Source organism: Pseudomonas sp. P4_C4 (assembly GCF_056402055.1).
The window spans coordinates 68,555-77,531 of sequence record NZ_JBFUID010000026.1 but is presented as its reverse complement, the minus strand read 5'-3'; the positions used below and the strand labels follow the sequence as shown (position 1 = coordinate 77,531).

At 57.9% G+C, this 8,977-nt stretch carries 9 protein-coding genes; 5 read left to right on the top strand and 4 right to left on the bottom strand.

Annotated elements, in window-relative coordinates; all coding sequences use genetic code 11:
• The 4 genes from AC1DXW_RS15520 to AC1DXW_RS15505 all read right to left on the bottom strand — a co-directional run.
• Window positions 1–147: transposase domain-containing protein (locus AC1DXW_RS15520; RefSeq protein ID WP_477760168.1), on the bottom strand; the 147-nt coding region annotated here is incomplete at its 3' end.
• A gap of 150 nt (window positions 148–297) precedes the next feature.
• Window positions 298–1,545 carry a ribonucleotide-diphosphate reductase subunit beta gene (locus AC1DXW_RS15515; protein ID WP_108215199.1) on the bottom strand — a complete coding sequence of 416 codons (1,248 nt, stop codon included), beginning with the start codon at window positions 1,543–1,545 and terminating at the stop codon, window positions 298–300.
• Window positions 1,546–2,072: 527 nt separating this feature from the next.
• The gene (locus AC1DXW_RS15510; protein ID WP_477756284.1) at window positions 2,073–2,348 is read right to left on the bottom strand and encodes a hypothetical protein; all 276 of its coding nucleotides are present in this window, start codon (window positions 2,346–2,348) and stop codon (window positions 2,073–2,075) included.
• A 190-nt stretch (window positions 2,349–2,538) separates the two neighbouring features.
• Window positions 2,539–2,802 (bottom strand): DUF2790 domain-containing protein, encoded by a 264-nt coding sequence (locus AC1DXW_RS15505; protein WP_223533448.1) that lies wholly within the window; start codon window positions 2,800–2,802, stop codon window positions 2,539–2,541.
• Between the two features lie 428 nt (window positions 2,803–3,230).
• Here AC1DXW_RS15505 and acs point away from each other — a divergent pair, with 428 nt between their 5' ends.
• The 5 genes from acs to AC1DXW_RS15480 all read left to right on the top strand — a co-directional run bounded on the left by acs (window position 3,231) and on the right by AC1DXW_RS15480 (window position 8,885).
• The gene (gene acs, locus AC1DXW_RS15500) at window positions 3,231–5,186 is read left to right on the top strand and encodes an acetate--CoA ligase (RefSeq protein ID WP_477760166.1); all 1,956 of its coding nucleotides are present in this window, start codon (window positions 3,231–3,233) and stop codon (window positions 5,184–5,186) included.
• A 644-nt stretch (window positions 5,187–5,830) separates the two neighbouring features.
• Complete coding sequence (locus AC1DXW_RS15495; protein WP_477755901.1) at window positions 5,831–6,607, top strand: ABC transporter substrate-binding protein; 777 nt, start codon at window positions 5,831–5,833, stop codon at window positions 6,605–6,607.
• Window positions 6,608–6,698: 91 nt separating this feature from the next.
• Window positions 6,699–7,388, top strand: a complete 690-nt coding sequence (locus AC1DXW_RS15490; protein ID WP_015096506.1) for an ABC transporter permease — start codon at window positions 6,699–6,701, stop codon at window positions 7,386–7,388.
• Window positions 7,385–8,083, top strand: a complete 699-nt coding sequence (locus AC1DXW_RS15485) for an ABC transporter permease (RefSeq protein WP_477755902.1) — start codon at window positions 7,385–7,387, stop codon at window positions 8,081–8,083. Before AC1DXW_RS15490 ends, AC1DXW_RS15485 begins: the two co-directional genes overlap by 4 nt.
• 37 nt (window positions 8,084–8,120) lie before the next feature.
• Window positions 8,121–8,885: an ABC transporter ATP-binding protein gene (locus AC1DXW_RS15480; RefSeq protein ID WP_046042317.1), complete on the top strand. Its 765-nt coding sequence runs from the start codon at window positions 8,121–8,123 to the stop codon at window positions 8,883–8,885.
• Window positions 8,886–8,977: the final 92 nt, after the last annotated feature.

Genomic DNA, 8,977 nt, shown 5'->3' with positions numbered 1-8,977 from the left:
GGGCAGGCGCCGTCGGCGAATGGTGGCCTGACTGGATAGATCCAGCGCAGACGCTACCCACTCAATCGGGATGTTTTGGGTGAAGGTGCTCAGGTCGCAAAAGTTGAAAAGGTCGCCGAGGTCGAGCAGGTCCTGTTGAACAGACATAAAAAATCCGATGCCAGAGGTCTGGCATCGGATTTTCGGGGAAGCCCGGCTGGGACTCAAATACTTAAGTGAACAGCATTACGATCAGATCGGGGCTTTTTGGTATTCGATTTGTCGATTCAAGTCGTCAAATCGCTGCAAGCTCTAGAATCAATCCCAGCTCAAAGCCCCACCAGTCTGATACTCAATAACCCGAGTCTCGAAGAAATTCTTCTCTTTCTTCAAGTCCATGATCTCGCTCATCCAAGGGAACGGGTTAGTCGTCCCTGGATACTCTTCCTTCAACCCAATCTGCGACAAGCGACGGTTAGCGATGAACTTCAGGTAGTCCTCCATCATCGCCGCATTCATGCCCAATACCCCACGAGGCATGGTGTCACGCGCGTATTCGATCTCCAGCTGAGTGCCCTGCAGAATCATCTGCGAAGCCTCTTCCTTCATCTCGGCATCCCACAAATGCGGGTTTTCGATTTTGATCTGGTTGATCACGTCGATGCCGAAGTTCAGGTGCATGGATTCGTCGCGCAGGATGTACTGGAACTGCTCGGCGACGCCGGTCATTTTGTTGCGGCGGCCCATGGAGAGGATCTGGGTGAAGCCGCAGTAGAAGAAGATGCCTTCCAGGACGCAGTAGTAGGCGATCAGGTTGCGCAGCAGTTCTTTGTCGGTTTCGACGGTGCCGGTTTCGAACTTCGGATCGGAGATCGAGCGGGTGTATTTCAGGCCCCAGGTGGCTTTTTTCGCGACCGATGGGATCTCGTGGTACATGTTGAAGATTTCGCCTTCATCCATGGCCAGCGATTCGATGCAGTACTGGTAGGCGTGGGTGTGGATCGCCTCTTCGAAGGCCTGGCGCAGGATGTACTGGCGGCATTCCGGGTTGGTGATCAGGCGGTACACGGCCAGGACCAGGTTGTTGGCAACCAGGGAGTCGGCGGTGGAGAAGAAGCCGAGGTTGCGCATGACGATGCGGCGCTCGTCGTCGGTCAGGCCTTCCGGGTCTTTCCAGAGGGCGATGTCGGCGGTCATGTTGACTTCTTGCGGCATCCAGTGGTTTGCGCAGCCGTCCAGGTACTTCTGCCAGGCCCAGTCGTACTTGAAGGGTACGAGTTGGTTGAGGTCGGCGCGGCAGTTGATCATGCGCTTTTCGTCAACGGCGACACGGGCGGAGGCGCCTTCGAGTTCGGCGAGGCCTTCGGCGACGTCGAGGGAATCCAGGGCGGCTTTGGCGCGGGCAACGGCGGCGGAGTCAGAAGCGGTCACGGCACGGGCTTCCAGGGCGGCGGCACCGCCGGCGCTGTCGAGACGGTCCATGTTGGCTTCGGTGGCGTGGCCAGCGTTGGCGCTCTTGACTGCTACTTCCGTGTCTTCTTTGTCGAATTCGTCCCAGCTCAGCATGACGTGTCGTCTCCTGCGTGAGGGCCAGTGTGCCCGTGTGAAATTGGATAGGTCGGTTTTTCACACGGCCTTACTGGCCGCGTTGGATCTAAAGGAATTGTTTTTTGCAGCAGCTATACGCAGGCATCAAACAGAAATTTGTACGGGGTTCCGAGAGCCACTGATGGGCGCAGCAAGCTTTGATCGCTTGTGCGGGGCTTCAGACTGGCTTTTCATCCCTGTAAGGGAATATTGCAGGCCCGTTTAAGGCCGCATTATAGGGAAGTTTTGCGTGCTGTGGGGCGGCGAAATGGCTCACGGATCGGTCGACGGGGGCGGTTTTTCGTTCGGAGCGAGGGTTTACAGGGCTTTGAACGATGTTGGCGGGGGAAGATTTTTTTTCCTGATTTTTTGCCCTGGATTATTTTTGTTCAAGAAATAACCAAAAAAGGCATTTTTCACTACATCTTGTGTTTCGGTGGGGTTTTCTCAGGCTCCAGACACAACTAAGCCCGACCGAAGTCGGGCTGTGAAGTCACGCTGGCGGATCAGCTCAGGCGAGCGGCACCGATGTGGTCGGCACCATCGGCGGCGAGGCGGGCGGCGCCAGTGCGGTCAGCGCCGTCGGAAGCCAGTTTGCCGGCGCCAATGTGGTCTGCGCCATCGGCGGCGAAGGACGCGGAACCGGTGTGGTCGTAACCGTCGGAAGCGACAGCCGCTTCGCTGGTGTAAGCAGCCGAGCCGGTGCGGTCGTAACCATCGGCGGCGAAGGTGTTGGCAGCCAGGACGGAGAGGGTCAGGGCGAGGATCAGTTGGGTTTTCATGGTCGTTGCTCCAGTTTCGCAGGCGTTGTTTGTCTTGGGTTGCAGTTGATTTTACGCTGACTATTTCGATTAAAAAGCGCAAATAAATGCTTAAAATAATCGAATTAATCGATCATTAAGGTTCGGCGCTTCATCTGCCTGATCGAGGCGGGTGGGTCGAACCTTATTGGGGGAGGGGTGAAGCAGGGGATCAGCCGTTAGAGCAGCCGTTGCCCATCGCGCTGTAACGCAGGATATGCCGTTGACCGTTGGAATCTTCGTATTCCATTTTCATGGGTACAACTTCACACACGTTCGGGGCTTCGCTCATGGAGATCACTTTGGCGATGTCCAGATTCATCGAGTAAGTGTATTCCTCAATGGGTGGTTGTTGCTGGGCGACATCAGTCGGGACCTCGCCGGCCATGGCGGTCAGGCACACGCTGCTGAGGGCCAGAACCAATAAAGCTTTCATTTGATTTTTACCTTTTAGAGGTCGAAAGGGGGCACGCAATCTTTTTGGGATTGCGTGTGGAACTTCAGTACCAGGGTGTTTGATTAACTGCCTTCGTGGGGGCTGTAACTGGGTTAATCAGGTTGCCTTGTTGGCAAGACGGATTTTAGGTGTGTGCGCCTCGTCCATATAGTCGTGGATTTGATAAACACTTTTGACAGATCCTGTAACAATCCCCGATCTGTGTGGGTCCCAGCCTTGAAATGGGTGTCCTTTAGTGCCCCATCGCGAGCAAGCTCGCTCCCACAGGTACCGCGGCGGTAGTGGGTTTGAAGGTTTTTCATGACAATTTGTAGGGGCTTGTTACTACCATCGTCGAATGGTTCTATAGGCCCGGCCCGGCTAAAACGTGGTCATACAAAAACAACTATTCCACCGAGGTAAGAAAGATGAGTGCGGCTTCCCTGTATCCCGTTCGTCCCGAGGTTCTGGCTAACACGCTGACCGACGAGGCGACCTACAAGGCCATGTACCAGCAGTCGGTCGTCAACCCGGACGGCTTCTGGCGCGAGCAAGCCAAGCGCCTCGACTGGATCAAGCCTTTCACCACGGTGAAGCAGACTTCCTTCGACGATCACCATGTCGACATCAARTGGTTTGCCGACGGCACCCTGAACGTGTCCTACAACTGCCTCGACCGCCATCTGGCCGAGCGCGGCGATCAGGTCGCGATCATCTGGGAAGGCGATGACCCTGCCGAAAGCCGCCACATCACTTACCGCGAACTGCACGAGCAAGTCTGCAAGTTCGCCAACGCCCTGCGTGGCCAGGATGTGCACCGCGGCGACGTGGTGACTATCTATATGCCGATGATCCCCGAAGCCGTGGTCGCCATGCTGGCCTGTACCCGGATCGGCGCGATTCACTCGGTGGTGTTCGGCGGTTTCTCGCCGGAAGCCCTGGCCGGTCGCATCATCGACTGCAAATCCAAAGTGGTGATCACCGCCGACGAAGGCATTCGTGCCGGCAAGAGGATCCCGCTCAAGGCCAACGTCGACGACGCGCTGACCAACCCGGAAACCAGCAGCATCCAGAAAGTCATCGTGTGCCAGCGCACCGGTGGCGATATCAAGTGGAACCCGCATCGCGACATCTGGTACGAAGACCTGATGAAAGTGGCCGGCACCGTGTGCGCGCCGAAAGAGATGGGTGCCGAAGAGGCGCTGTTCATCCTTTACACCTCCGGCTCCACCGGCAAACCGAAGGGTGTGCAGCACACCACCGGCGGTTACCTGTTGTACGCGGCCATGACCCACGAGCGCGTGTTCGACTACCGCCCGGGTGAAATCTACTGGTGCACCGCCGACGTCGGCTGGGTCACCGGCCACAGTTATATCGTCTACGGCCCGCTGGCCAACGGTGCGACCACGCTGCTGTTCGAAGGCGTGCCGAACTACCCGGACATCACCCGGGTGTCGAAGATCGTCGACAAGCACAAGGTCAACATCCTCTACACCGCRCCGACGGCGATCCGCGCCATGATGGCCTCGGGCACSGCCGCCGTTGAAGGYGCYGAYGGCAGCAGCCTGCGYCTGTTGGGKTCGGTGGGYGAGCCGATCAACCCGGAAGCCTGGGACTGGTACTACAAGAATGTCGGCAAGTCCCGTTGCCCGATCGTCGACACCTGGTGGCAGACCGAAACCGGCGGCAACATGATGAGCCCGCTACCGGGCGCTCATGCGCTCAAGCCAGGCTCTGCGGCGCGTCCGTTCTTCGGCGTGGTGCCGGCACTGGTGGACAACCTGGGCAACATCATCGAAGGCGAGGCCGAGGGCAACCTGGTGATTCTCGATTCGTGGCCAGGCCAGGCGCGTACGCTGTTTGGCGACCATGACCGTTTTGTTGATACTTACTTCAAGACCTTCCGTGGCATGTACTTCACCGGTGACGGCGCCCGTCGCGATGCCGATGGTTACTACTGGATCACCGGTCGCGTGGACGACGTGCTCAACGTGTCCGGCCACCGCATGGGCACCGCCGAGATCGAAAGCGCAATGGTCGCGCACCCGAAAGTCGCCGAAGCCGCGGTGGTCGGTGTGCCGCACGACATCAAGGGGCAGGGCATTTATGTGTATGTCACCCTTAAAAACGGTGAAGAGCCGAACGAGCAGCTGCGCCTGGAGCTGAAAAACTGGGTGCGCAAGGAGATCGGCCCGATTGCTTCGCCGGATGTCATCCAGTGGGCGCCGGGGCTGCCGAAAACCCGTTCGGGCAAGATCATGCGGCGGATTCTGCGCAAGATTGCGACGGCTGAATATGATGGGTTGGGGGATATCTCCACCCTGGCTGATCCGAGTGTGGTGCAGCATTTGATTGATACGCACAAGACCATGAATGTCGCGTAAGCGGCGGATCTGAGTCATCAAAAGCCCCGTCAGGTGTTGAACCTGGCGGGGTTTTTGTTTTTGAAGATCAAAAGATCGCAGCTTTCGGCAGCTCCTACAGAGGAACGCGATTCATGTAGGAGCTGCCGAAGGCTGCGATCTTTTGATGTTGATCTTCAACCAATAATTATCGGCTTCCTCTGTGGGAGGTTTCCTACTGTTACCTGCATTCCTTCAGGTTACTGAATGTGTAACCGCATCGCTTCAATGCGGGGCATTGGGAAACGCCGGGGCTCAAATCCGGGCCTGAAATGCCCCTCAAAAAATAAGCCATTACACTGCGCTTGCCGGATTAGAAGGGTTTGCCAATAATAGGCCCGCAATTTGCAATACAGATCGGTTCAATGTCTTTTGCTCTTGCATGATTTTGCAGGGCTGTCAATGCGCTAAAACGGCTTTCTCGGTGCTTCTGTAATTAGTTGTCGCATTGAAGAAATATCGGCCTCGGGCCTGTCGTTAGAATGCCGATCACTCGCTCGTCGTTGCCCGTGTTGAATTTAAACACTGGCTTCCCAGGACGCAGCACTGCTTTCCGGTTCCACTCACTCGCATATTGGGCTGTTGCTCACTCTGCCGTTTTTGCCCTTTACCGATGGAGTCCCAAGATGAAGAAACTCGTGCTGCTTGGCGCCCTGGCACTGTCCGTGCTGTCTCTGCCAACCTTCGCCGATGAAAAACCTCTGAAAATCGGTATCGAGGCGGCTTACCCTCCGTTCGCGTCGAAAGCGCCGGACGGCAGCATCGTTGGTTTCGACTACGACATCGGCAACGCTTTGTGCGAAGAGATGAAGACCAAGTGCGTTTGGGTCGAACAAGAGTTCGACGGTCTGATCCCTGCGCTCAAGGTGCGCAAGATCGACGCCATCCTGTCGTCCATGTCGATCACTGAAGATCGCAAGAAGTCCGTGGACTTCACCAACAAGTACTACAACACCCCGGCTCGCCTGGTCATGAAGGCCGGCACTCAGGTCAGTGAAGGCCTGACCGAGCTCAAGGGCAAGAACATCGGCGTGCAGCGTGGTTCGATCCACGAGCGTTTCGCCCGCGAAGTCCTGGCCCCGCTGGGTGCCGAGATCAAGCCTTACGGTTCGCAGAACGAAATTTACCTCGACGTGGCCGCCGGCCGCCTCGACGGCACCGTGGCAGACGCTACGCTGCTGGATGACGGTTTCCTGAAAACCGACGCCGGTAAAGGTTTCGCCTTCGTCGGCCCTGCGTTCACCGACGTCAAATACTTCGGCGACGGTGTAGGTATCGCAGTGCGCAAGGGCGACAAGGCTGAGCTGGACAAGCTCAACGCAGCCATCGCGGCCATTCGCGAGAACGGCAAGTACAAGCAAATCCAGGACAAATACTTCGCCTTCGATATCTACGGCAAGTAACACGTCTCTGCGACAAGTCCGAAATGGCGCAAGCAACAGGATCTCTGAGGTTTGCGCCATTTTTTCATCCCAACTTTCGAGGACCTGAATCATGTTGAAAGGCTACGGGGCTGTCATCCTCGATGGCGCTTGGCTGACGCTTCAGCTCGCCTTGTCGTCCATGGCCATGGCCATCGTTCTGGGCCTGATCGGCGTGGCACTGCGCCTGTCGCCGGTGCGCTGGCTGGCCTGGCTGGGCGACCTGTATTCCACGGTGATCCGCGGTATTCCCGACCTGGTGCTGATCCTGCTGATTTTCTACGGCGGCCAGGACCTGCTCAACCGCGTCGCACCGCTGCTCGGTTTTGACGAGTACATCGACCTGAACCCGTTGGCCGCCGGTATCGGCACCCTGGGCTTCATCTTCGGTGCGTACCTGTCGGAAACCTTCCGTGGGGCCTTCATGGCGATCCCCAAAGGTCAGGCCGAAGCCGGCATGGCCTACGGCATGAGCAGTTTCCAGGTGTTCTTCCGGGTGTTGGTGCCGCAGATGATTCGCCTGGCGATTCCCGGTTTCACCAACAACTGGCTGGTATTGACCAAGGCAACCGCGCTGATTTCGGTGGTGGGTCTGCAAGACATGATGTTCAAGGCCAAGCAGGCGGCCGATGCCACCCGCGAGCCTTTCACCTTCTTCCTCGCAGTGGCGGCGATGTACCTGGTGATCACCAGTGTGTCGTTGCTGGCATTGCGTCACCTTGAGAAGCGCTACTCGGTAGGCGTAAGGGCGGCTGATCTATGATCTTCGACTACAACGTCATTTGGCAGGCCTTGCCGCTGTACCTCGGCGGCCTGGTGACCACCCTCAAACTGCTCGCGCTGTCGCTGTTCTTCGGCTTGCTGTGCGCATTGCCGCTGGGCTTGATGCGCGTCTCGAAGAACGCGGTCGTCAACATGTCGGCCTGGCTCTTCACCTACGTGATCCGCGGCACGCCGATGCTGGTGCAGCTGTTCTTGATCTACTACGGTCTGGCGCAGTTCGAAGCCGTACGTGAAAGCTTCCTCTGGCCGTGGCTGTCCAGCGCAACGTTCTGTGCGTGYCTGGCCTTCGCGATCAACACCAGCGCCTACACCGCCGAAATCATCGCCGGCAGCCTGCGCGCCACGCCGAACGGCGAGATCGAAGCGGCCAAGGCCATGGGCATGTCGCGGGTCAAGATGTACAAGCGCATCCTGCTGCCGTCGGCCCTGCGCCGCGCGCTGCCGCAGTACAGCAACGAAGTGATCATGATGCTGCAGACCACCAGTCTGGCGTCGATCGTGACTCTGATCGACATCACCGGTGCCGCGCGCACGGTCAACGCCCAGTTCTACCTGCCGTTCGAGGCGTACATCACCGCCGGCGTGTTCTACCTGTGCCTGACCTTCATCCTGGTGAAGCTGTTCAAGATGGCCGAGCGCCGCTGGCTGGGCTACCTGGCCCCGCGCAAGCACTGAATACCACTGACTGACTGTTTTTGTGAGAACCGACAGCATGTACAAACTTGAAGTCCAAGACCTGCATAAACGCTATGGCAGTCACGAAGTGCTCAAGGGCGTGTCCCTGAAAGCGGCAGCCGGCGATGTGATCAGCATCATCGGCTCCAGTGGCTCCGGCAAAAGTACTTTCCTGCGCTGCATCAACCTGCTGGAGCAGCCGCACGCGGGCAAGATCCTGCTCAACAACGAAGAGCTGAAGCTGGTGGCGAACAAGGACGGCGCGCTGAAGGCAGCCGACCCGAAACAGCTGCAACGCATGCGTTCGCGCCTGTCGATGGTGTTCCAGCATTTCAACCTGTGGTCGCACATGACCGCGCTGGAAAACATCATGGAAGCGCCGGTGCATGTACTGGGCATGTCCAAGGCTGAAGCACGCGAGAAAGCCGAGCACTACCTGAACAAGGTAGGCGTTGCTCATCGCAAGGATGCTTATCCTGGCCACATGTCCGGCGGCGAGCAGCAGCGCGTGGCGATTGCCCGTGCGCTGGCGATGGAGCCGGAAGTGATGCTGTTCGACGAACCGACCTCGGCCCTCGACCCGGAGCTGGTTGGCGACGTGTTGAAAGTCATGCAGGCCCTGGCCCAGGAAGGCCGGACCATGGTCGTGGTGACCCACGAAATGGGCTTCGCCCGTGAAGTGTCGAACCAGTTGGTGTTCCTGCACAAAGGTGTGGTCGAAGAAAGCGGCAACCCGCGCGAAGTGCTGGTGAACCCGCAGTCCGAGCGTTTGCAGCAATTCCTGTCCGGCAGCTTGAAATAATCAGGACTGCCGTTGTGCACAGGGATAGTGCATGCTTCGCAATTTGGTGGCTGGCCCCGCTCCCTTGTGGGGGCTGGCTTGTCGCCCCCCTG